17 protein-coding genes are annotated in these 22,051 nt (G+C 69.5%); 11 read left to right on the top strand and 6 right to left on the bottom strand.

Annotation, left to right across the window (positions count from 1 at the left end; genetic code table 11):
* The first annotated feature begins 115 nt into the window (after window positions 1-115).
* The gene (locus tag ACZ1DY_RS36825) at window positions 116-1,636 is read left to right on the top strand and encodes an amino acid permease (protein WP_257484433.1); all 1,521 of its coding nucleotides are present in this window, start codon (window positions 116-118) and stop codon (window positions 1,634-1,636) included.
* A 226-nt stretch (window positions 1,637-1,862) separates the two neighbouring features.
* Entirely contained in the window at window positions 1,863-2,564 is a 702-nt protein-coding gene (locus tag ACZ1DY_RS36820; RefSeq protein ID WP_257484434.1) for a cytochrome c-type biogenesis protein CcmH, read from the top strand.
* Between the two features lie 68 nt (window positions 2,565-2,632).
* Here ACZ1DY_RS36820 and ACZ1DY_RS36815 read toward each other — a convergent pair whose 3' ends face one another.
* Window positions 2,633-4,927, bottom strand: coding sequence for a hypothetical protein (locus ACZ1DY_RS36815; protein WP_465485755.1), 2,295 nt, complete (start codon window positions 4,925-4,927; stop codon window positions 2,633-2,635).
* Window positions 4,928-5,019: 92 nt separating this feature from the next.
* Here ACZ1DY_RS36815 and ahcY point away from each other — a divergent pair, with 92 nt between their 5' ends.
* Entirely contained in the window at window positions 5,020-6,492 is a 1,473-nt protein-coding gene (ahcY, locus tag ACZ1DY_RS36810; protein WP_126735768.1) for an adenosylhomocysteinase, read from the top strand.
* A 284-nt stretch (window positions 6,493-6,776) separates the two neighbouring features.
* Here ahcY and ACZ1DY_RS36805 read toward each other — a convergent pair whose 3' ends face one another.
* Window positions 6,777-7,811 (bottom strand): hypothetical protein, encoded by a 1,035-nt coding sequence (locus ACZ1DY_RS36805; protein ID WP_192743391.1) that lies wholly within the window; start codon window positions 7,809-7,811, stop codon window positions 6,777-6,779.
* A gap of 250 nt (window positions 7,812-8,061) precedes the next feature.
* On the opposite strand from ACZ1DY_RS36805, the gene ACZ1DY_RS36800 reads away from it, so the two are divergent.
* From ACZ1DY_RS36800 to ACZ1DY_RS36790, 3 genes are all read left to right on the top strand, one after another.
* A complete protein-coding gene (locus ACZ1DY_RS36800; RefSeq protein ID WP_371878920.1) occupies window positions 8,062-8,631 on the top strand; it encodes a papain-like cysteine protease family protein in 570 nt (189 codons plus the stop codon).
* Window positions 8,628-9,395, top strand: a complete 768-nt coding sequence (locus ACZ1DY_RS36795; protein ID WP_126735766.1) for a hypothetical protein — start codon at window positions 8,628-8,630, stop codon at window positions 9,393-9,395. Before ACZ1DY_RS36800 ends, ACZ1DY_RS36795 begins: the two co-directional genes overlap by 4 nt.
* An 83-nt stretch (window positions 9,396-9,478) precedes the next feature.
* Window positions 9,479-10,111, top strand: a complete 633-nt coding sequence (locus tag ACZ1DY_RS36790) for a dTMP kinase (RefSeq protein WP_465485754.1) — start codon at window positions 9,479-9,481, stop codon at window positions 10,109-10,111.
* An 18-nt stretch (window positions 10,112-10,129) separates the two neighbouring features.
* Here ACZ1DY_RS36790 and ACZ1DY_RS36785 read toward each other — a convergent pair whose 3' ends face one another.
* The 4 genes from ACZ1DY_RS36785 to ACZ1DY_RS36770 form a co-directional block, all read right to left on the bottom strand.
* On the bottom strand, window positions 10,130-11,242 hold the full coding sequence (locus ACZ1DY_RS36785) for an aromatic ring-hydroxylating oxygenase subunit alpha (protein ID WP_465482426.1): 1,113 nt from the start codon (window positions 11,240-11,242) through the stop codon (window positions 10,130-10,132).
* Window positions 11,239-12,384, bottom strand: coding sequence for an N-methyl-L-tryptophan oxidase (gene solA, locus ACZ1DY_RS36780; protein ID WP_465482425.1), 1,146 nt, complete (start codon window positions 12,382-12,384; stop codon window positions 11,239-11,241). The genes ACZ1DY_RS36785 and solA overlap by 4 nt, the downstream gene beginning before the upstream one ends.
* Complete coding sequence (locus tag ACZ1DY_RS36775; protein ID WP_465482424.1) at window positions 12,381-14,819, bottom strand: GcvT family protein; 2,439 nt, start codon at window positions 14,817-14,819, stop codon at window positions 12,381-12,383. The genes solA and ACZ1DY_RS36775 overlap by 4 nt, the downstream gene beginning before the upstream one ends.
* Window positions 14,820-14,977: 158 nt before the next feature.
* Window positions 14,978-15,763, bottom strand: coding sequence for an IclR family transcriptional regulator (locus ACZ1DY_RS36770; RefSeq protein WP_192743386.1), 786 nt, complete (start codon window positions 15,761-15,763; stop codon window positions 14,978-14,980).
* Window positions 15,764-15,916: 153 nt separating this feature from the next.
* On the opposite strand from ACZ1DY_RS36770, the gene ACZ1DY_RS36765 reads away from it, so the two are divergent.
* From ACZ1DY_RS36765 to ACZ1DY_RS36745, 5 genes are all read left to right on the top strand, one after another.
* Window positions 15,917-16,234, top strand: coding sequence for a bifunctional 3-phenylpropionate/cinnamic acid dioxygenase ferredoxin subunit (locus tag ACZ1DY_RS36765; protein ID WP_126735760.1), 318 nt, complete (start codon window positions 15,917-15,919; stop codon window positions 16,232-16,234).
* Window positions 16,231-17,367, top strand: a complete 1,137-nt coding sequence (locus tag ACZ1DY_RS36760) for an NAD(P)/FAD-dependent oxidoreductase (RefSeq protein ID WP_465482423.1) — start codon at window positions 16,231-16,233, stop codon at window positions 17,365-17,367. Before ACZ1DY_RS36765 ends, ACZ1DY_RS36760 begins: the two co-directional genes overlap by 4 nt.
* A 223-nt stretch (window positions 17,368-17,590) precedes the next feature.
* Window positions 17,591-18,268: an MtrAB system response regulator MtrA gene (gene mtrA, locus ACZ1DY_RS36755; RefSeq protein ID WP_005150760.1), complete on the top strand. Its 678-nt coding sequence runs from the start codon at window positions 17,591-17,593 to the stop codon at window positions 18,266-18,268.
* Between the two features lie 7 nt (window positions 18,269-18,275).
* Entirely contained in the window at window positions 18,276-19,991 is a 1,716-nt protein-coding gene (gene mtrB, locus ACZ1DY_RS36750) for an MtrAB system histidine kinase MtrB (RefSeq protein ID WP_465482422.1), read from the top strand.
* Window positions 19,988-21,715, top strand: coding sequence for an LpqB family beta-propeller domain-containing protein (locus ACZ1DY_RS36745; RefSeq protein WP_257484443.1), 1,728 nt, complete (start codon window positions 19,988-19,990; stop codon window positions 21,713-21,715). The genes mtrB and ACZ1DY_RS36745 overlap by 4 nt, the downstream gene beginning before the upstream one ends.
* Window positions 21,716-22,051 lie beyond the last annotated feature (336 nt).

The raw sequence follows: 22,051 nt of genomic DNA, 5'->3' as shown, positions 1-22,051 counted from the left end.
GTACCGCGCCGATTACCGCCACGACCTCCGGGTACTTCGTTGCTCTCCCACCGCGCTGCCGTCACGACCGGGCGATAGGGTCCGTTGAACCGCAGTCAGGTGTAGGAGGTCAAGGGTGCCCGGAAACGGTCTGTGGCGTACGAAATCCATCGAGCAGTCCATCGCGGACACCGACGAGCCGGGGACGAAGCTCAGGCGGAACCTGAGCGCGTGGGATCTGACCGTCTTCGGTGTCGCCGTCGTCATCGGTGCCGGTATCTTCACCCTCACCGCGCGCACGGCCGGTGACTTCGCGGGGCCGTCGGTCTCGCTCGCCTTCGTGTTCGCGGCCATCGCGTGTGCGCTGGCCGCCCTCTGTTACGCGGAATTCGCGTCGACCGTCCCGGTGGCCGGGAGCGCGTACACGTTCTCCTACGCCACGTTCGGCGAGTTCATGGCGTGGATCATCGGCTGGGACCTCATCCTGGAGCTCGCGGTCGGCGCGGCCGCGGTGTCGAAGGGCTGGTCCGCCTACCTCGAAACCGTGCTCTCCTACATCTTCGGCAAGGGCACGAAGACGACGTTCGAGCTCGGCCCGATCCCGGTCGACTGGGGCGCCCTGCTCGTGGTGCTCGTGCTCGCGACGCTGCTCGCCGTCGGCACGAAGCTGTCTTCGCGGTTCTCCATGGTGATCACCGGGATCAAGGTCGCGGTGGTGCTGTTCGTGATCGTGCTGGGCATCTTCTACATCAAGGGGTCGAACTACACGCCGTTCATCCCGGACGCCCAGCCCGCCGGGGAATCGGCGTCGACCGGTGTCGACCAGTCGCTGTTCTCGCTGATCGCCGGTGGCGGCAGCAGCGCGTTCGGCGTCTTCGGCCTGCTGGCCGCCGCGTCGCTGGTGTTCTTCGCGTTCATCGGGTTCGACATCGTCGCGACCACCGCCGAGGAGACCCGCAACCCGCAGAAGGCCGTGCCCCGCGGCATCTTCGGCTCGCTCGCCATCGTCACGGTGCTTTACGTCGCCGTGTCGCTCGTGGTCGTCGGCATGGTGAACTACAAGGATCTCGCCACCACGGCGGGTGACGGCGGCAAGAAGACGCTCGCTTCCGCGTTCGCGGCCAACGGCGTCGACTGGGCGGCCAACATCATCTCCGTCGGTGCCCTCGCCGGTCTGACCACCGTCGTCATGGTGCTGATGCTCGGCCAGATCCGGATCATCTTCGCGATGTCGCGTGACGGCCTGATGCCGCGCGGCCTGGCGAAGACCGGCCCGACCGGGACCCCGATGCGCGCGACCATCGTCGTCGGCGGACTGGTCGCGGTCGCGGCGACGTTCTTCCCGGCGGACAAACTCGAGGAAATGGTCAACGTCGGGACACTGTTCGCCTTCGTTCTGGTCTCGGCGGGCGTGCTGGTGCTGCGGAAGACGCGGCCCGATCTGCCCCGCGCCTTCCGCGTGCCGTGGGTCCCGGTGATCCCGATCCTGGCGATCGTCGCCTGCCTGTGGCTGATGCTGAACCTGACGGTGCTCACGTGGCTGCGCTTCCTGGCGTGGATGGCGCTGGGCGTCGTCATCTACTTCGCCTACAGCCGCCGCCGTTCCCTGCTCGGCAAGCAGAACAAGGGCGAGGTGCCGACGTCCGTTTCGGACTGATCATTCTCGTTTCGGCGGCCCACCATTCCTTTGTGGATGGTGGGCCGCTTCGTCGGGGGCCCCGATTCACGGTGTGAAATCGGTGTGCGCTAACGTCCGGGCTCTTGCCTCACCCCGTCGGGTGAACGGGACTCGTGTAGAAGCACCGCGAGTTGACCTTCGTCCCTCAGAAGAGGCAACCGCGCTTTCTCTCGTTTGTCCCCCGATCGGTACAGGAGAGCTCTGAATGCAGATCATTTCCGGACGGCGTGTCCGCTCCGCTGTCACCGTCGTCGCGCTGGCGACCGCCGCCCTGCTCGGCGTCACGGGCACCGCGCTCGCGTGCCACACCGACGACCCCCGCGCCATCCCGACGCCGAAGAACGTCAGCACCTGTGAGAAGGCGAAGCTGCCGGGCACCGAGATCTCGACGAAGGACCTGACCTTCACCGGTGGGGACAACGAGAAGTACCTCAACATCACCGCGGTCGGTGAAGGCGTCACCGTCACCGCGATCGTGGTCAAGGGCGGCGACGGCTACAACATCTACGAGCCCGGCCAGCGCGGTCTCGCCAAGACCCCGCCGTGGGAGAAGCTGCGCTCGCCGATGAACGGCGGCGGCAAGCAGGCCGACATCAGCCACTGGTTCGCCTGCGGCGAGAAGAAGACCAAGCCGACCGAGCCGACGAAGCCGAGCGAGCCGACGAAGACGACGACGGCCAAGCCGCCGACGACCGCGCCGACCACCACCACGGAGAAGCCGTCGGAGACCTCCGCTCCGTCGAGCACCGCGGTTCCCGCCCCGAACGTCGGCGGTAACGGCGGCAACGGTGGCGGCCTCGCGGACACCGGTTTCGACAACGCCTGGCTGCTGTGGGCCGGTGGCCTGCTGGTCCTGGCCGGTGCCGGCGTCCTGGTCCTGCTGCGCGTGCGCCGCAAGGCCAACTGAAGCTAGCTGGTTGCGCGTGAAGGCCCCCTTCCCTCGGCTCAGCCGAGGGAAGGGGGCCTTCACGCGCATCAGCGCATCTGGGGGAAGTCCCCGAACAGCGATCCCTGCTCGCCCCAAGGGTTCTTCGGGCGCGGACGGCCGAGGCCGGCGGCCATCGCGACGGCGTTGTCCCATTCGGCGTCGACGACGTAGTCCGTGTGCTTGAGGACCCCGGGCGCCCAGCGGTGCCGTCCGGTCGGTCCGCGCATCGGGTCGGGCAGCCAGTGATCGCCGCCGAGCACCAAAACGCCCTGATCGTCGGCCTCGGCGGCCAGCGGCCCGGTCCCGCCGCCGGGCAGGTAGCCGTCGCCCAGCAGTTTCCCGGCCACCACGCGATGCCGCCACGTCGTGACGCCGCCGCCGAAGATGTCCGTGCCGCGGCACAGCGCGCGCCAGCGGCCGTCGAGATCCCGGTACAGCCCGGCGAGTTGCTCCTGCGGCAGCATCGCGGGGAAGGCGCGCTGGTAACCCCATTGCAGTGGTGATCCCGCGGTGAGCAGGCCGACCCGGTCGCGGTCCTCCGGCGGGAGATCGGCGACCACCCGCGCCGCGGCGAGCACGGTCAGCAGGCTGCCGAGGTTGTAGCCGGACAGCACGACCCGCGTGCCCGGATCGGCCAGATGTTCCTTGACCCGGTCGGCGAGTTCCGGGACGACCTTGAGCGCGTAACTCGGCGGGACGGTCGGATGGGCGGCACGCGGCCAGAAGCACACGAGATCCGCCAGCGCGCCGAGGTGACGGCTGCGTTTGGGGGTCGTCGCGGCGGCGAACACCACCCGCAGCAGCCCGGCCGCCATCGCGCCCAGCGCGAACACGCCGATCGCGGAGAGGGGCTTGAACCAGCCCGGCAACGGGCCGAAACCGAAGCGCAGCACCAGGAGCGCTCCGCCGCCCGCCGCCATCGCCAGCGCCACCGTGAGCGCGAGATGGTGCAGATGCTTGCGCTCCCACGACGCGCGCGCCCAAGCGCTCGCGGCTTCCTCTTCCTGGGCCTTGTCGATCTCCATCAGCGCGACGATCTCCGGGATGCCGCGGCGCAGCCGTCGCAGCGGGACGGCGACCGCGAAGCCCAGCACACCGAGCACGACGGCGAGCGCGAGACCGGCACCCCACAGCACGGTCACCAGGGAGTACGTGTCGGGCAGCCGGAGTTCGCTCGCGCCGACCAGCTGCCGCAGCGCGACCGCGAGTCCCGCGCCGAAGCCGCCGCCGAGCAGACCGGCCAGCGCGACGACCGGCGCCGCCGCCCAGCCGCCGAGCCAGGGCCGCAGCCGGTGCGGCAGGTGTTTCCACGCCGGCCGTCCGAGCAGGGCCGCCGGGACGAGGATCAGCGCGAACAGCACGGTCACCGCGACCATCGCCGCCCCCAGCGCCTCGACCGTCCCGTCCGCTCCGCCGAGCCCGCCGCCCGGGAGCCCGGCGGGCAGCGGCGTCCGGCGCACGACGGCGATCCCGACCAGGACGACGGCGAGCCCGATCAGCCCGCCCCGGATCACCGGGCCGGCCGAGAAACCGACCGTCGAGGCCACCAGCGTGGCGAGGACGAGCGCCAGCGCGCAGATCCAGACGACCAGGTCGAACGTCGCCGGCGGCAGCCGGAACGGCCCGCCGAGCAACGGGAGCGCGACACAGGTCAGCGCGGCGACGGTGTGCAGCGTGCGCAGGCCGGGCGTCCGCGGCAGGTCCTGCGGTTGCAGCGGGCTCGAACTGTGCGCGCGGTGCAGCCTGTTCCGCGATCGCCAGTCCGACGACGGGATCCGGTCGAGCACGAAGATCAGGATCAGCAGCGGCAGCACGCCGATCGCGGTCCGCAGCGGCGCGAAGTCCCTCAGGAACGACGGCGCTCCTTCGAGACAGGTCGAACCCGGCGCGAGGCATTGCGCGGCGAAGAGGTCGAGCGAGACCACAGCGAGCTGGCCGATCAGCAACATCGTCAGCAGCAGCGACGCCACCCGCAGCAGGCCACGGCACACCGAGCCGAGCAGCGCCGCGAACCGTTTGCCCTCCGGGACCGGCGGCAGCATCCAATGCGCGACGTTCGCCAGCGAGAACGGGAACAGCAGCGCCCAGGTCGCCTTCGCGGCGCCCCCGGAGGTCATCCCGCTCCACAGGTAGCCTTCGAGGATGCGCGGGATCGAACGGCCGAGCGCGGGCAGCACCGGACCGGGAGCGGGACGGCGCAGCCGGTCCGACGGCCGGATCAGCCTGCCGATCCCATCGCCCGCGACGTCGACCACCGACGTCGAATCCAGCAGGCTTTCACCGCTCGTGCCCACTAGCCCGGGTACGCGTATTTCGACGACGCGGGTATCGGGACCCGGCATGACCACGGTGAAGGCCTCCAAACCGTTCCGGTGGGCTTTGAGCCGACAACGGTACTGTTCCGATGTCATCCAACCTTGGAGGAAGCGCGCATATGACCCCCGAAAGCGTTGCCAAGCGGCACGACACCCGCAACGGCATCGAGTTCGCCGTCGCCGATCTCGAGGCCGCCGAGTTCGGCCGCAAGGAGATCCGCCTCGCCGAGCACGAGATGCCTGGCCTGATGGCGCTGCGCCGCGAGTACGCCGAGGTCTTCCCCCTGCGGGGAGCCCGGGTTTCGGGCTCACTGCACATGACCGTACAGACCGCGGTGCTGATCGAGACCCTGGTCGCGCTCGGCGCGGAGGTGCGCTGGGCCTCCTGCAACATCTTCTCCACCCAGGACCACGCCGCCGCGGCGGTCGTCGTCGGCCCGCACGGCACCCCCGAGGAGCCCAAGGGCGTCCCGGTGTTCGCCTGGAAGGGCGAGTCGCTGGAGGAGTACTGGTGGTGCACCGAGCGGATGCTCACCTGGGACGGCGAGGGCCCGAACATGATCCTCGACGACGGCGGCGACGCCACCATGCTGGTGCACAAGGGAACCGAGTTCGAGAAGGCCGGCGTCGTCCCGGCCCCGGACGAGGACACCTCGGACGAGTTCCGCGTGTTCCTGCAGTTGCTGAGCGCCTCCGTCGCGGCAGACAGCGGCAAGTGGACCAAGATCGGCCAAGGCGTCCGCGGCGTCACCGAGGAGACCACCACCGGCGTGCTGCGGCTCTACCAGCTCGCCGCGGCCGGTGAGCTGCTGTTCCCGGCGATCAACGTGAACGACGCGGTGACCAAGTCGAAGTTCGACAACCGCTACGGGATCCGGCACTCGCTGATCGACGGCATCAACCGCGGCACCGACGTGCTCATCGGCGGCAAGGTCGCGGTCGTCTGCGGTTACGGCGACGTCGGCAAGGGCGCCGCGGAGTCGCTGCGCGGCCAGGGCGCGCGGGTGATCGTCACCGAGATCGACCCGATCTGCGCGCTGCAGGCGGCGATGGACGGCTACCAGGTCAAGAAGCTGGAGAACGTCCTCGGCGAGGCCGACATCATCATCACGACGACCGGCAACAAGGACGTCGTGCTCGTCGAGCACATGGCGAAGATGAAGCACCAGGCGATCCTGGGCAACATCGGCCACTTCGACAACGAGCTCGACATGGCTGGCCTGCAGCGTTACCCGGGCATCCGGCGCATCAACATCAAGCCGCAGGTCGACGAGTGGGTGTTCCCCGACGGCAAGAGCATCATCGTGCTTTCCGAGGGCCGCCTGCTGAACCTCGGCAACGCGACCGGTCACCCGTCGTTCGTGATGTCGAACAGCTTCTCCAACCAGGTGATCGCGCAGATCGAGCTGTTCACCAAGCACGAGGAGTACGACAAGGAGGTCTTCCGCCTCCCGAAGAAGCTCGACGAGAAGGTCGCGAAGATCCACCTCGACGCGCTCGGCGGTGAGCTCACGAAGCTGACCAAGGAGCAGGCGGAGTACATCGACGTGGACGTCGAAGGTCCGTTCAAGACCGACCACTACCGGTACTGACCGCTGGGGCTCGTGAGTGGTGAGGACGGTTCTAACCGTCCTTACCACTCACGAGACGCGCCCTGCCACGCCACCGCCGCCCTTGGTCGCCCCCTGAAGTACATGAAGGCCCCCTTCCTGTACCTAGGCGCAAGGAAGGGGGCCTTCATGTACTCGGCAAGGTGTGAAGGTCGAGTTTCCCCAGGTACCTAAGACCCTCTCGACCCCGACCATCCTTACCACTCACGAGCCCCTGCCGGCCGTCACGCGCCGCTGTGGCTGCTGGTGCTTGTTCATTGCACGCGCTAGCGCCACTCGACCTCGATGCCGGCTAGCCCCGGCCCGGCGTCGCTGAAGAAACCGCTGGTCACGCCGCCCATGTCGAGGGGCAGCTCCTCGGACTCGACGGGCACGGCGTCGTCGCGCGTCCGGAACTGCCGCGTGCAGCGCGCGGGCAGCGCGCCGAGCGCGAACTTCAGCTGCACCAGGTAGCTGGAGCACTGGTCCCGCAGCATCCGGAAGTACCCGGGCGACGCGGTGCCGGAGTCGTCGCGGACCTCGAAGCAGAACACGTGGATCTCGCCCTCGGCGAGCTTCCGGTCGAAGAGCAGTTCGGTGGCCATCGTCTCGGCACCGGCGTTGCGCCGGATCCGGCCGACCCGGCAGCCCTCGGCGGTGATCAGCTCGACGTCGGCGATGTTGCAGCCGGGGTCGCCGTTGTAGACGGTGACGTACCGGTCCGGGCCGTGCCGCCGGGCCCGGCACACCAGCCGGGTCTGCAGGCCGACCTGCCGGTGCGCGGCGTCGAAGGTGATCGTGTCGTGCACCGAGAGCATCTCGAGGTCGGCGTTGTAGCGGTTGGACGACGGGTACGCGCCCAGTTCGGCCAGCAGCTGGTCGACGATCGAGCCCATGTCGCCGGACCGGATGTCGTGGAACGACGCGGCCATCTGGTGCCCGCGCGCCCGTGCGGTCCGCGGCCCGATCAGCACGACGAGCGCGTCCGCGGGCAGTTGCAGCACCGATTCCAGCGCGCGCACCGCGGGGAGCGCCTTGGGCACTTCCGGCTGGCGCAATCCGCGCTGCCAGTAGCTCAACGTCGACTGTCCGATTTGGACGCCGCGGAGCCCGAGGTGGGCGCGGAGCCGGGCGAGGGACAGGCCCCGGTAGGCGATCGCCTGCCGGAGGGCGTGGTGGAATTCGCCGCTGCGGAGGGCCTCGACGAGTTCCTTGGGCAAGGCTTCGAGCGGTTGACGGCGCGTGCCGTCGATGATCGTCGGGGTGTCATCGTTCGAGGCGAGCTTCCCCGCCGAGAACGTATCGGCACCGTCTCGTGTCACCGCTCGTCCCTTCACCAGACCAGTGTGTGCGCTGAGCGTGAACACCGCGGAACGTTCACGTTAGCAGCGCACTGTGAACACTACGTCCCCCGTTCGGGGTGGTTGACCCCGGAAGAGTGACCGTTCCGGGGTGTGGAAACGCCCCGGAACGGTCCGTTCCGCCGAGTGCCCATCTTGCTCTGTGTGAGCCTGCTGTTCACCGTTGTGACCACATTGGTTCGCCATGGTGACCAGGAGGCCCGTCGTGCCTGTGTTCTCGAGGAGGTTTTGCGCCGCCGGCGCCGCGAGTCTCGTGGCGTGGCTGGCGATCCAGACCCCGGCGAGCGCGCTGCCCTCGGCACCCGCCCGCCAGAACCCCATCGCCATGCAGGCGCAGGAGAAGTCCCAGTGGTGCTGGGTGGCTTCCGGCAACACCATCGCGGCACACCACGGCGTGACCGTCACTCAGAACGAATTCTGCCGGATCGCCCACGACGAGCGACGCCGGGAGTGCGCCGACGAGCCGGGAACGCTGGGCGACGTCCGGCGCGCCTTCGGCAAACTCGGCTTCTCGGCCCCGGGGAAGTACCTCAAGGGCCGCATCCCCTACGCCGCCGTCCAGGCCCAGACCGGCGACGGCAAGCCCGTCCAGACGCGGGTCGGCTGGGCCTCGGGCGGCGGCCACATGCACGTCCTCTACGGCCACGACGCCGGGCGGAAGTGGATCTCGTGGGGGGATCCACTGCCCACCGGCAACCGCTACAACTGGTCGACCTACGACTTCTATTCGGCCAACAAGTCCTTCACCTGGACCCACACGCTCACCGGGATCCGGCGATGAGCGCGCGGAAGTTGCTCGGGCTGGCCGGGCTGGTCGCGGTCGCGCTGCTGGTCTCGGCGCCCGGAGCGCGCGCGGATCACCTGTCCGGTGAAGATCTCGCGGCCGCGAAGGCGGCCGCCGACGACCCCACGTTGCGTGCCGAAATCGGTCGCTTCTTCACGCAGACGGGTGGTTCGGGAACCACGCCGTCGGTGAGTGTCGTCGATGAATCCTTCCCGGTTTACGAGCTTTCGAGGGATTTCGTCGCCGGTGACGGCGCGGTCGCCGGGCGGCTCGCCTACGTCGCGGTGCCCGTGACGGCGTCCGACGGGCGGACCGCGACCGTCTGGTCGGTCCGCGGCGACGACGGTGTCTGGCGCGTCGGCAACATCGCGTCGGGCGACCGGGAAAGCGAACTGGCCAAGAGGCTGCCCGCCGGCGCGACGCTGCTCCACGAACCCCAGGTCGACGCCTGGTACGCGCTGCGCGACGGCCGGGTGACCCTGCTCGACTCGGGCGCCAGCGGCCACGCGGCCGGGGCCTCGGCCACCCTCGCGGAGTACCAGAAGACCGTCTCCGGCCGGTACGGCGCCATGCTCGCGAACTCGCCGTACGCCCAGGAGGGCAAGGCCGGCGGCTACAACGCCCAGGTGATGCCCCGCGGCGACGGCGGCCCCGCGCCCGACGCGCAGGACACCGGCTTCGTGCCGCTGCTGATCTTCGGCGGCCTGCTCCTCATCGGTGTCGCCGGCTTCTTCCTGCACTCGAAGAGGCGCGTCCCCTAGCGGACCGGTGGGCCGGGCGTGAGCTGACCCGTCTGGCCCGCCGGTCGACCACCGCGTCTTAAGGTATGCCCGTGGGACGACTCGTGGTGATCGAAGGTCTGGACGGCGCGGGCAAGCGCACCCTCGCCGACGCGCTGACCGGCGCGCTGAACGCGGCCGGGGCGAGCGTCACGTCCATCGCGTTCCCGCGCTACGGCGAAAGCGTGCACGCCGACCTCGTGAAGGAAGCGCTGCACCGCGGCCACGGCGACCTCGCCGACTCCGTCTACGGCATGGCGATGCTCTACGCGCTCGACCGGCGGGGCGCGGCGGACGAGATCCGCGCCCGGCTCGGCGACCACGACGTCGTGCTGCTCGACCGGTACGTCGCGTCGAACGCGGCGTACGGCGCCGCCCGGCTCCACCAGGGCGCGGACGGCGAGTTCGTGCGCTGGCTCAAGGAGCTGGAGATCGACCGGTTCGGGCTGCCGGTGCCCGTCGCGCATCTGCTGCTCCGGGTCACCGCCGACGTCGCCGCCGACCGCGCGCAGCGCCGCGCGGAGAGCGACGCCGACCGCGCGCGGGATTCCTTCGAGACCGACGACGCGCTCCAGAAGCGGTGCTCGGTGGTCTACGACGAGCTCGCCGCGACGGGCTGGCTCGCGCCCTGGCACGTCCTCGACGGCGTCGCCGGTGTCGACCCCTCGGCTCTCGCGGCCTCCCTCCTCCGCACTTAGTCCTCTGAATGCTGGTGCCTACCGCGTTTCGTCCTCTAAATGCGTGAGTAGCCAGGTGTGGAACTCGCCGATGTGGTGCTCGGACGGCATCAGCACCCCACCGCCGCGGTAGGCGCGGGACGCCATCGCCGGCTGGCAGCGTTCGCAGGCGTCGAAGTCCTGCTCGTTGACGCGGTGGAACAACTCGACCGACCGTGACACGTCCCGCCCCGACGCCACGACGTCTTCGGAATAGAGCCAGTCGCATTCGACGACCGTCCGGTCCGGCGCGAGCGGGTACATCCGGTGGAAGATCACGTGGTCGGGCACCAGGTTCACGAACACCTGCGGCCGGATGGTGATCGCGTAGTACCGCCTGTCCTGTTCGTTCGCGACGCCGTCGAGCCGGTCGAAGCCCGTCGTGCCGTCGATGGTGAAACCCTCCACGGCTTCGCCGAATTCGGCGCCGTGCCCGACGTAGTACTGCGCCGCGTACCCGTCGGCGAATTCCGGCAGCACCTCGGTCAGCTCGGGGTGGATGGTCGCGCAGTGGTAGCACTCCATGAAGTTCTCGACGATCAGTTTCCAGTTCGCCTTGACGTCGTAGGTGATCCGGCGCCCGACCGAGAGCCGGTCGAGGCCGTAGCGCCCGATCGATTCCAGGTCGCCCAGCCGTTCCCGCACCGCGCCTTCGACGCCGTCCTCGAACGACGGCGGATCCGCGGCGAGGCAGACCCACGCGTAACCCAGCCATTCCCGCAGGTGCACGGTGTGCAGCCCGTACTCGGAGCGGTCGATGTCGGGCAGGTTCGCCAGGTTCGGCGCCGCGATCAGCTTGCCGTCGAGCCCGTACGTCCACGCGTGGTACGGACACTGGAACGCGCGTTTCACCGTGCCCGACTCCTCGGTGCACAGCCGCGCGCCGCGATGGCGGCAGACGTTGAGGAACGCCCGCAGCCCGCCGTCCCGGCCCCGGCTGACCAGCACGCTCTCCCGTCCCACCTGGACGGTCCGGAAGTCGCCCGCCGACGGCAGATCCGCCGACCGGACCGCGCAGAACCACTGGCGTTCGAAGATCTTTTCCTGCTCCGCCGCGAAGATCGCGGGGTCGGTGTAGTAGCCGCCGCCCAGTGTCGGGATGAGGCTCGTCATCTCGGCACTCCGGCGAACCGGGCGGGATCGAACAGGGCGATCGGATGACTCGTCGTGCCGTCCACGACCAGGTCGGCGAGGATCTCACCGACCACCGGGACGAATTTGAACCCGTGCCCGGAGAACCCGCACGCGACCACCACGCGTTCGTGCGCGGGGTGGCGGGAGATGACGAAGTGCTCGTCGGGAGTGTTCGTGTACATGCAGGTCGCCCCGCGCAGGAACGTGCCGGGCAGCGCCGGCATCTTCCGCCCGACGAACTCCGAGATCTCGCCGACCTCCTCAGGGTGCACCGTCCGGTCGATGGTCTCCGGCGTACAGGTCCGGCCGCCGCGGAAGAACGCGACCTTCACACTCTCCGTGTCGTCATGCGAAGGGAATCCGTAGAACTGGCGGCCGTTCTCACCTTCCCAGACGTAGATCGGATGCCGCCCGGCGCGGAACGGCTCCGCCCCGCCCGACGGCGCGAACCAGTACTGGACCTGGCGTTCGACGGTGAAGTCGATACCGAGCTCGGCGAGCAGTCCCGGCGCCCACGCGCCGGGGCAGACCACGAGCTGGTCCGCCGTGTAGAAGTTCTGCGACGTCCCCACCCGGACACCGGTGGAAGTCTCCCGCCACGAAAGCACCTTCTCTTCGTGGTGCAGCTCCGCCCCGGCCCGCGCGGCGAGCTGGAGATGCGCGGCCACACTGCTTTCCGGCACCACGAAGCCGGCGTTCTCCTCGTACAGCGCGATCTCGTGGGCGTCCGGGTTCATCGTCGGGAACCGGCGCCGGATCTCCGCCGCGTCCAGCAGCTCGTGCGGCAGCTCCCATTTCCGGGCGCTGGCCAGGCTTCCCGACACGGTCCGGGACTCGGGGCCGCCGAGCATGATCCCGCCGCAGCGGGTGAAGATCTTCCGGCCGGAGTCGTGTTCGATCCCGTCCCACAGTTCGTGCGCCCGCAGCAGGAGCGGGACGTAGGCGGGGTCCTCGAAGTACGCCTGCCGGGTGATCCGCGAGCCGCCGTGGCTGGACCCGAGGTTGTGCACCGGCGCGAAACGGTCGATGCCCAGCACGCGCTGACCTCGCTGCGCGAGCCGGTACGCCGCGGCGCTGCCCATACCGCCGAGGCCGATGACGATGACGTCGTAATGGCTCATGCGGCGCTCCTGATCCGGTCCATCCCGGGGTCGAACAGCGGTTCACGCGCGACGACGGCGGGGATCCGCTCGCCGAAGTATTCGATCTCCAGCGGCCTGCCCGGCTGGGTGAACTCGACCGGGAGCCAGGCGTACGCGATGTTCTTGCCGATGGTGTAGCCGTACGCGGCGCTCGTGACGTATCCGGCGGGACGGCCGTCGGCGAACACCGGCTCCTTGCCGAGCACGACCGGGTACGGGTCGTCGACGGTGAGACAGGTCAGTTTCCTGGTCACCGTTTCCGCCGAGCGCCCGGCCAGCGCGTCCCGGCCGATGAAGTAGCCCTTGTCCATCCGCACGGCGAAACCGAGCCCGGCCTCGTACGGATCGTGCTCGGCGGTGACGTCCGCTCCCCACAGCCGGTAGCCCTTCTCCAGCCGCATGCTCGCGAAGGCGTCCCGGCCGGCGGCGATGATCCCGTGCGCCTGCCCGGCTTCCCAGAGCGTGTCCCACAGCCGCTCGCCGAGGTCCGCGCTCGTGTACAGCTCCCAGCCGAGTTCGCCCACATAGGACAGTCGCATCGCGGTCACCGGCACCAGGCCGATGTACGCCTGCTTCGTCTTGAAGTACCCCATCGCCTTGTGTGAGAAGTCCGTTGTGGACAGTGGCTGCAGCACTGCCCTGGCGAGCGGCCCCCAGAGCCCGATGCAGCAGGTTCCCGGAGTCGTCTCGTGGATCTGGGCGGCGCCGTCGCCGGGGAGATGCCGCCGCAGCCAGTCGATGTCGATGGCGCTGTTGACGCCGACCTGGAACCTTTCGGCGCCGAGCCGGGCGACCGTCAAGTCGCTGCGCACCCCGCCGTCCTCGTCGAGCAAGAGCGTGTAGGTGACCGAACCGGGCTTCTTGTCGAGCTGGTTCGTGGTCATCGTCTGCAGGAACGGCAAGGCGCCGGGGCCGGTGACCTCCACCCGTTTCAGCGACGTCATGTCGAACATCGCGACCCGTTGCCGCGCGACCAGCGCTTCGGCACCGCCGATCGGCGACCAGTACCGCGCTGCCCAGTCGTTGCGCTCCGGGACGAGGCCGACCTCCGGGAGGTCCGCGTTCGCCTCGTACCAGTGCGGACGTTCCCAGCCGCTCGCTTCGAGGAAGAACGCGCCGAGCTCCTGCTGCCTTTCGTAGAAGGGACTCGTGCGCAGTGGCCGCGGTTCTTCCATGGGCTGCAAGGGATGGACGACGTCGTAGACCTCGGCGAAGCTCTGGCAGCTGCGTGCCATGACGTACTCCGGGGAGAGCTGCACCCGCTCGAAGCGGGCGAGGTCGCAGCCGTGCAGATCCACGCCGGGCTGCCCGTCGACGAGCCATCGCGCCATGGCTCGCGCGACCCCGGCCGAATGCGTGATCCACACGGCTTCGGCGACCCAGAATCCGTCGAGCTCCGGGTGTTCGCCCAGCAACGGCATGCCGTCCGGGGTGAAGGAGAACAGGCCGTTGATGCCTTCCTCGACCTTGGTGTCGCCCAGTGACGGCAGCAGGTCGACGGCGGCGGCCCAGGACGGCTCGAAATCCGCGGGGGTGAACGCGAGTTCCGACGGCATCCCCTCGCCGGTGCCGATCTCGTGGGGAGGCAACGGCATCGGCCGGTGCCCGTACGCGCCGATGCCGATCCGGTCGACGTGCTCGCGGAAGTAGAGGTCGGCGTCCTGGTGCCGCAGGATCGGCCGGGTGGCCTCCTCGGTGACGCCGGCGAGAGACGGCAGCGGGCTGGTGCGCGCGTACTGGTGCGCCATCGGGACCAGCGGGATCGCGAGGTCCACCAGTTCGCCGAGCAGCGGTCCCCACATCCCGGCGCACGAGAGCACGATGTCCGCGCGGAAACTCCCCGTCTCGGTGGTGACGCCGGTGACGCGGCCACCCGACCGGTCGATGCCGACGACCTTCTGGCGCGCGAGGAACTTCGCGCCGCGACCGATCGCGCGGCGGGCCTGCGCCTCGGCGGCGCGCAGGGGTTTGGCCAGGCCGTCGGAGGGGATGTGGAATCCGCCGAGCACCTTGGCCGGATCGAGCAGCGGATGCAGCGCGGCGCATTCGTCCGGCTCGACGAGCCTGCTCTCGACGCCGGACGCGGTGGCCCAGCCGTGCCGCCGGTTGAGATCGGCGAGGCGCTCCGGCGTCGTGGCCACCTCCAGCCCGCCGACGGGCCGGAAACACGGGTTCCCGTCGAGGTCGAGCGCGCCGTACTTCGCGACGGTGTACCGGGCGAACTCGGTCATCGTGCGGCAGGAGTTGGTCTGGAAGACCAGACCGGGGGCGTGCGAACTCGACCCGCCGGTGGTGAACAGGTCGCCCTGGTCCAGCACGGTGAGGTCGGTCCAGCCTCGTTCGGTGAGTTCGTCGGCGAGCGCGCAGCCGACGATGCCGGCGCCGATCACGACGACGCGGGGTCCTGGGGGCATGGTTCGGGGTACCTCCTGCCTGCCCTGGAGAGTCCACAAAGGACACCCGGGCATCGGGGTGACAGGCGCTGTTGCGGATGAGGCACGTTGTTCCGTCTTCAGCAACAAAGTGCGGCACGTGCGGGCGCGCTGTCAAGAGCCCGAAAAGGTCGGCCTCTTCACTCGGTGAAGTACCCCAGCTGTGCCGAAAGATCAGCCGACGCCTCGGTCAGCGGCCGCACGATCTGCCGCACCCGCTGCTTCGAAAGCCGGTACGACGGGCCGGAAGCGCTCATCGCCGCGACGACGTCGCCGCCGGGGCCGTGCACCGGCACCGCGACCGCGTGCATCCCCAGCTCCAGCTCCTCGAAGCAGGCCGCGTACCCGTCCTCGGCGACCCGCTCCAGCTCGGCGGCCAGCTCGTCGGGATCGACCGTGGTCCGCGGGGTGAACCGTTCGAGCTTCCGCCGGAGCAAACGTTTGCGCTCGACGTCGCCCATGTACGCGAGCAGCACCTTCCCGCTGGACGTCGCGTGCAGGGGAGTGCGCTGACCGGTCCAGTTCTGCGTGGTGATCGCGGCCGAGCCGCGGGCCTGGCTGACGTTGATCGCGACGCCGTCGTCGGCGATCGCGATGTTGACCGTCTCGCCGAGCGTCTCCGCCAGGCCCTGACAGGTCCGCCTGCCCAGTTTCGCCAGGTCCATCCGGCCGGTGGCGGCGCCGGCGAGCCGGACGACGCCGAAGCCGATCGCGTATTTCCCGCGTTCGCCGAGCTGCTCGACGAGGCCGCGGTTCTCCAGGACACTCAGCAGGCGTGACGCCGTCGACTTGTGCACGCCGAGCTCGCCCGCGATCTCGGTGATACCGGTTTCCCCGTTGCGCGCCAGCAGTTCCAGCACGCTGATCGCACGGTCGACGGACTGCACCTGACTGGGCGTTGCGTTCCCCGCGTCCTGGTTCCGCATGACGCAACAGTAGCCGTTTCGCCCGGATCCGCTCGGCTGAGTGGGCGAATCCCTTGACGTACCGGCCCCTCCGGGGTGATTGTTGCGCAGAGCACGTCCCGTCTCGTAATACGCAACATCAACAAACCGTCGGTCCTTTCCCCGGAGGCCCCGATGATCCGTGCCTGCTCCGTCTCCGAACTGCCCGAAGGCGAAGCCCTCCGCCTGCCGGGCCCCGTTCCGGTCTCGGTCTTCCATTCCGAGGGCGCCTATTACGCCCTCGACGACACGTGCAGCCATCAGGACGCGTCACTCGCGGACGGCTGGATCGAGGGCTGCTACGTCGAATGCCCGTTGCACGCCGCGCGATTCGACCTGCGGACCGGCGCCCCGGACTGCCTGCCCGCCAAGAACCCCGTGCGCACGTACCCGGTCGTGATCGCGGACGGCGTGATCTATGTGGACACCGAGGCGCGCCGGGAAGTGGCTTGAGATCGGTCGCCGTCGTCGGCACCTCTCTGGCGGGACTTCGCGCGGCGCAGGAGTTGCGCGGGCGGGGTTTCGACGGGCGTCTGGTGATGATCGGCGCCGAACCGCCGTACGACCGGCCGCCGTTGTCGAAGGATTTCTTGCTGGGCAAGGTTTCCGCCGAAGACGTCGCGCTCGCCGGGCGGGACGATCTCGACGCGCTGGACGCGGAATGGCACCTCGGTGTCCGCGCCGAAAAGTTCGGCCGCGAGGGCGTGACGCTCGGCGACGGCACCACGATCGCCGCCGACGGTTACGTCCTCGCGACCGGTGCGGTGGCCAGAACCCTCGATGCGGCAACGAATCTGTCCGGCGTTCACACTCTGCGGACGCTCGACGACGCGGTCGCGCTGAAACGCGCTCTCGCCGCCGGGCCTTCCTCGGTCGTCGTCATCGGCGCGGGATTCATCGGCGCGGAGGTCGCGTCCGCGTGCCGCCTGCTCGGGCACGAGGTCACCGTGGTCGAGGCGATGCCCGTGCCGCTCGCCGGCGTCATCGGCGCGCGGATGGGCGCGGTGTGCGGGGAACTGCACACCGAGAACGACGTCCGCCTGATCGCGGGCGTCCCCGTCGCCGGGTTCGCCGGTGGCGGCCGGGTCACCGGTGTGCGGCTCGCCGACGGCCGCGAACTCCCCGCCGATCTCGTCGTCGCCGGAGTGGGGGCGCGGCCGGCCACCGAATGGCTGACCGGCTCCGGGCTCGCCGTCGACGACGGGGTGCTGGTCGATTCCGGCTGTGTCACAGCGAATCCCCGAGTGGTCGCGGTGGGTGACGTCGCGCGGTACCGCTGCCCCCTGCGCGGCAGGAGGGTCCGCGCCGAGCATTGGACGGCGGCCACGGAACAGCCGGGCGTCGCGGTCGCGAATCTGCTCGCCGGCTCGACCGTCACGCGTTTCGCACGACACGGTTACTTTTGGTCCGATCAGTACGGTCGGCGGCTCCAATTCGCCGGAGTGGCCACGGAAGACGTGCGGATCGCCGAAGGTGACGTGGCTGCGAAGCGGTTCGTGGCGACCTATCACCGCGGCGACGTCCTGACCGGGGTGTTCGCGATCGACTCCCCGAGGCCGTTCACCAGGCTCCGGCGTGCCCTCTAGCGTCTGATGGTGAACCCGCGTCCGCGATCGACGTCGGCAGGACGCCGCCTGGCCTGCCGGCACGCGTCGGTCGGTTTCCGAGTACATCCCCAGCTCCGCCAACAGGCTCCAGGGCCCGAAGACCCTACTCGGATGGAGCAATTTGCCCGATTCGATGATCTTTCTGGTGGTCACATCGCCGGGTCGCGCGCTCGCGCGGGGAAACTAGTGCGAACATAGGTTTATGAAGGCACGTGTTCTGGTCGTCGACGACGACCCTGCTCTCGCGGAGATGCTCACCATCGTGCTGCGTGGGGAGGGGTTCGACACAGCCGTCGTGGCCGACGGCTCACGGGCGCTGCCCGCGCTTCGTGAGCTGAAACCGGATCTGGTCCTCCTCGACCTCATGCTGCCCGGGATGAACGGCATCGACGTCTGCAAGGCGATCCGGGCCGAGTCCGGCGTGCCGATCGTGATGCTCACCGCCAAGAGCGACACCGTGGACATCGTCCTCGGGCTCGAGTCGGGGGCCGACGACTACGTGGTCAAGCCCTTCAAACCGAAGGAGCTCGTGGCCCGCGTCCGCGCCAGGATGCGCCGCACCGAGGCCGAGCCCGCCGAGTCGCTGACGATCGGCGACCTCGCGATCGACGTCCCCGGCCACGAGGTGACGCGCGAGGGGAAGGCCATACCGCTGACCCCGCTCGAGTTCGACCTGCTGGTCGCGCTCGCCCGCAAACCGCGTCAGGTGTTCACCCGCGAGGTGCTCCTCGAGCAGGTGTGGGGATACCGCCACGCCGCCGACACCCGGCTGGTGAACGTGCACGTCCAGCGGCTGCGGTCGAAGGTGGAGAAGGACCCGGAACACCCCGAGGTGGTGTTGACCGTTCGCGGTGTCGGGTACAAGGCCGGCCCGCCGTGATCACCCCATGAACGGACGCTTGCGAAGGCTCGCCCAGACCACGATGCGCCACTTCCGGCGCATCGTGGTTTTCGTGCGCCGCAAGGTCGTCTCGTTCAACGAACTGTGGCGGCATTCGCTGCAGTTCCGGGTCACGGTGTCCACACTGGCGCTGTCGTCGGCCGTGGTGTTCGTGCTGGGCATGGTGCTGCAGAACCAGATCACCGAACGGCTGCTGGAGACCAAGCAGAACGCGGCCATCGCGCAGACGAGGGCGGTCGTCGAGACCGCGGCCGGTGAACTGATCGGCGTCGGCACCGAAAGCCCCGAAGCGCTGACCGCGCGGATGAAGAACGCGCTGAAGAAGATCACCAGCACGACGACTTCGCAGGACAGCGCCGGATCGGCCGCGGGCACCTTCGAGCCGGTGCTGGCCGCGGGTGGCCGTGACCAGTCGAACAAGCCGGTGTTCGCCGGGCCCTATGACAAGGTGCCGGAGCGGCTGCGCCAGTTCGTGGAGACCGAGCAGGTCAGCTTCCTGATCCACACGGTCACCGAAGCCGACGGCGGCAAGACGACGTACCTGATCGTCGGCGCGCCGGTGAGCACGATGATCAACCCGCTCCAGCTCTACCTGCTGTACCCGCTCACCAGCGAGCAGAACACCGTCTCGACCGTGCAGAACACGCTGCTCGTCGGCGGTCTCGTCCTGTTGCTCCTGCTGGCCGGGATCACGAACCTGGTCACCAGACAGGTCGTCCGGCCGGTCCGGCAGGCCGCCGCGGCGGCCGAGCAGTTCGCGGGCGGAGACCTCGACCAGCGCCTCGCCGTGCTCGGCGAGGACGACCTGGCCAAACTCGCCGTGTCCTACAACGAGATGGCCGCGAGCATCCAGCGGCAGATCCGCCAGCTGGAGGAGTTCGGTGGCCTGCAACGCCGCTTCACCTCCGACGTCTCACACGAGCTGCGCACCCCGCTGACCACCGTCCGGATGGCCGCCGACGTGCTGCACGCGTCGCGCGAGCAGTTCCCGGCCGGGCTCGCGCGCTCCACCGAACTGCTGGTCGACGAGCTCGACCGGTTCGAGGCCCTGCTCGGCGACCTGCTGGAGATCAGCAGGCTCGACGCGGGCGTCGAGGAACTCTCCGCCGAGCTGATCGACGTCCGGCCGATCGCGACCAGGGCCGTCGAGCAGGTGCGGGTGATCGCGGGCAACGCGGGCAGCTCGGTCGAACTGGTCCTGCCGGAGGAAGAGGCGCACGCCGAGGTCGACGCGCGCCGCGTCGAGCGGATCCTGCGCAACCTGCTGGCCAACGCGGTGGACCACAGTGAGGGGAACCCGGTGGTGCTGACCCTCGCGGTCAACGAGACCGCCGTCGCCATCACCGTCCGGGACCACGGTGTCGGGCTGCGGCCGGGCGAAGCGGAACTGGTGTTCAACCGGTTCTGGCGCGCCGACCCGTCCCGTAACCGACGGACCGGCGGCACCGGGCTCGGCCTCGCGATCAGCCAGGAGGACGCCCGGTTGCACGGCGGCGTGCTCGACGCGTGGGGCGAGACCGGCCACGGCGCCTGTTTCCGGCTCGTGCTGCCGCGGCGGCAGGACACGCCGATGGGGGAGAGCCCGCTGATCCTGCCACCGCCCGATCACACGTCCACCGAACCACACGGCTCGTCCGGACTGCTCGAAGTCCGCCCCGCACCCGACGCGATCCTCGCCGAGCCAGAGGAGGTCGGCCGGTGAAACGGCTCCTGCCCCTGCTCGCGGCGTTGCTGCTGCTCGCGGGCTGCGCGAACATCCCGCTCGAATCCCAGCCCGCCGTCGTCTCCGGGGACAAACCCGGGCAGGTGCCCGCGGACGTCGCCGAGCCGGTGGCCGGGCTCGACCCGCTGACCGTCACCCGTCAGTTCATCCGCAACTCCGCGACACCGGGCACGGCGAACGCCAACGCGAGGGTGTACCTCGACGAGGAGGCCCGGCGCAACTGGAAGCCCTCGCAAGGGCTGACGATCATCGACGACACCTTCGGCACCGTTTACGACACTTCGTCGTCTTCTCCGAACCCGGACGAGCAGGTGGTGAACGTCCGCGGGTTCAAACTCGGCAACCTGAGCCCCGACAGCGCGTTCATCCCGGTGAAGGCCGAGTACTCGCAGCAGTTCAAGCTGCGGAAGCAGCCGAACGGCCAGTGGCGCATCGTCGACCCGCCGCAGGAACTCGCCGTCACCGACGAGGATTTCGCACTCAACTACTTCCGCGTGCCGATCAGCTTCTACTCGCCCGACTCCGGGGCCTTCGTCCCCGACCTCCGCTACGTCGCGGCGAAACCGCAGGCCGGATTGCCCGGCCGGGTGATGGACCTGGTGCTGCAGGGACCGTCGGAAGGGCTGAAGGGCGCGGTCAAGGACCTGCTCGGCGACCAGGTCACCACCGAAAGCAACGTCCGCAGCACGGACGACGGGACGCTGGACATCAACCTGACCGGTGTCGGCGGGGCCAGCCTCGCGGACCGGAACCTGATCGCCGCGCAGATCGTCCTCTCGCTGCAGACGGTGACGCTGAGCCGGATCCGGCTGCTGGCCGACGGCACCGCGCTGGTGCCGGACCACGAATACTGGCGTTCCAGCGAACTGCCCAACTACAACGTGGACATCGCGCCCAACTCGGAACTGCGGGGCCTGATGACCGTGAACGGCCGGGTCCGGTCGCTCGAAGACGGGCAGCCGGTCGGCGGGCCCGCGGGCAACGGCGGCTACAAGGTCGTCAGCGCCGCGCAGTCCGTCGACGGGAAACGGCTCGCGGTGGTCGAAGAACGCGACGGCAGGCAGTGGCTCCGGGTCGGCGACCTCGGGCACGACCTCGCCTCGGTGGACCTGTTCGGCGGCAGCCTGAGCCGTCCCACCTGGCGGCCGGTCGCCCGGGGCGGCGGGGTATCCGGCGAGGTCTGGACGGTCGTCGACCACAACACCGTCGCCAGGGTCACCCTGGCCGCGGACGGCCGCTGGGTGAAGGCCGGCGTCGACGCGACCATGCTCACCAGCCTCGGCCAGATCACCGAAATGCGCCTCTCGCGTGACGGGTCGCGGCTGGCCGCGGTGGTCAACGGGCAGCTGGTGGTCGCCTCGATCGTGCGGACGGCGGACTCGGTGGCCCTGCGGGCGCCGCGGAAACTGCAGGAACGCGACCTCAAGGACGTCGTCGACGTCGACTGGGCGACCCAGGACCACCTGATCGCCGCGACGTCGTCGACCTCGCTGCCGGTGGTGAAGGTGCCGCTGGACGGGCAGCGGATGGACGCGTTCAACAGCTCGAACCTGACCCCGCCGGTGCACGGCGTCACCGCGGCGCCGAGCAGGCAGAACCTGGTCGCGGACGCGGGCGGGCTGTGGGTCGCCTCCGAGCTGGGGGAGGTCTGGCGGCCGCAGGCGCACACCGTCACCGACGCGGACCCGTTCTACCCGGGCTGAAGTACATGAAGGACCCCTTCCTTGCGCCTCACGCAAGGAAGGGGTCCTTCATGTACTTGGCAGGGGAGGAACGTCTCTTCGCGGTATTCCAGGGGCCCGCGCGTCGCGAAAGCCACTTTCGCGACCTCTGATGTCCCGAAAGTGGCTTTCGCGACGCGCAACGCTCCTCGGCGGGAGCAAGGGACCTTTAGTACCGCTAGCTTTCCTAGCGGCGCTAGCAAGCGGTTCGGGCACTGGATGTCCGTGAAGGCCTCCTTCGCTACCTTGAGGGTAGGCAAGAAGGCCTTCACGGACCGAGCTCCGCGCGCCAAAGCGACGCGAAGCCGCGAAGCGCCC

This window comes from Amycolatopsis sp. PSD-21, from assembly GCF_055561455.1.
This window is presented reverse-complemented; position numbering and strand designations above follow the sequence as displayed.

Bases quoted from the DNA above. Each gene is read 5' to 3' on its own strand.
- mtrA (WP_005150760.1), top strand. From the start codon at position 17,591: ATGAAGGCACGTGTTCTGGTCGTCGACGACGACCCTGCTCTCGCGGAG.
- ACZ1DY_RS36820 (WP_257484434.1), top strand. From the start codon at position 1,863: ATGCAGATCATTTCCGGACGGCGTGTCCGCTCCGCTGTCACCGTCGTC.
- ahcY (WP_126735768.1), top strand. From the start codon at position 5,020: ATGACCCCCGAAAGCGTTGCCAAGCGGCACGACACCCGCAACGGCATC.
- ACZ1DY_RS36770 (WP_192743386.1), bottom strand. From the start codon at position 15,763: ATGCGGAACCAGGACGCGGGGAACGCAACGCCCAGTCAGGTGCAGTCC.
- ACZ1DY_RS36775 (WP_465482424.1), bottom strand. From the start codon at position 14,819: ATGCCCCCAGGACCCCGCGTCGTCGTGATCGGCGCCGGCATCGTCGGC.
- ACZ1DY_RS36785 (WP_465482426.1), bottom strand. From the start codon at position 11,242: ATGACGAGCCTCATCCCGACACTGGGCGGCGGCTACTACACCGACCCC.
- solA (WP_465482425.1), bottom strand. From the start codon at position 12,384: ATGAGCCATTACGACGTCATCGTCATCGGCCTCGGCGGTATGGGCAGC.
- ACZ1DY_RS36815 (WP_465485755.1), bottom strand. From the start codon at position 4,927: ATGCCGGGTCCCGATACCCGCGTCGTCGAAATACGCGTACCCGGGCTA.
- mtrB (WP_465482422.1), top strand. From the start codon at position 18,276: ATGAACGGACGCTTGCGAAGGCTCGCCCAGACCACGATGCGCCACTTC.
- ACZ1DY_RS36765 (WP_126735760.1), top strand. From the start codon at position 15,917: ATGATCCGTGCCTGCTCCGTCTCCGAACTGCCCGAAGGCGAAGCCCTC.
- ACZ1DY_RS36795 (WP_126735766.1), top strand. From the start codon at position 8,628: ATGAGCGCGCGGAAGTTGCTCGGGCTGGCCGGGCTGGTCGCGGTCGCG.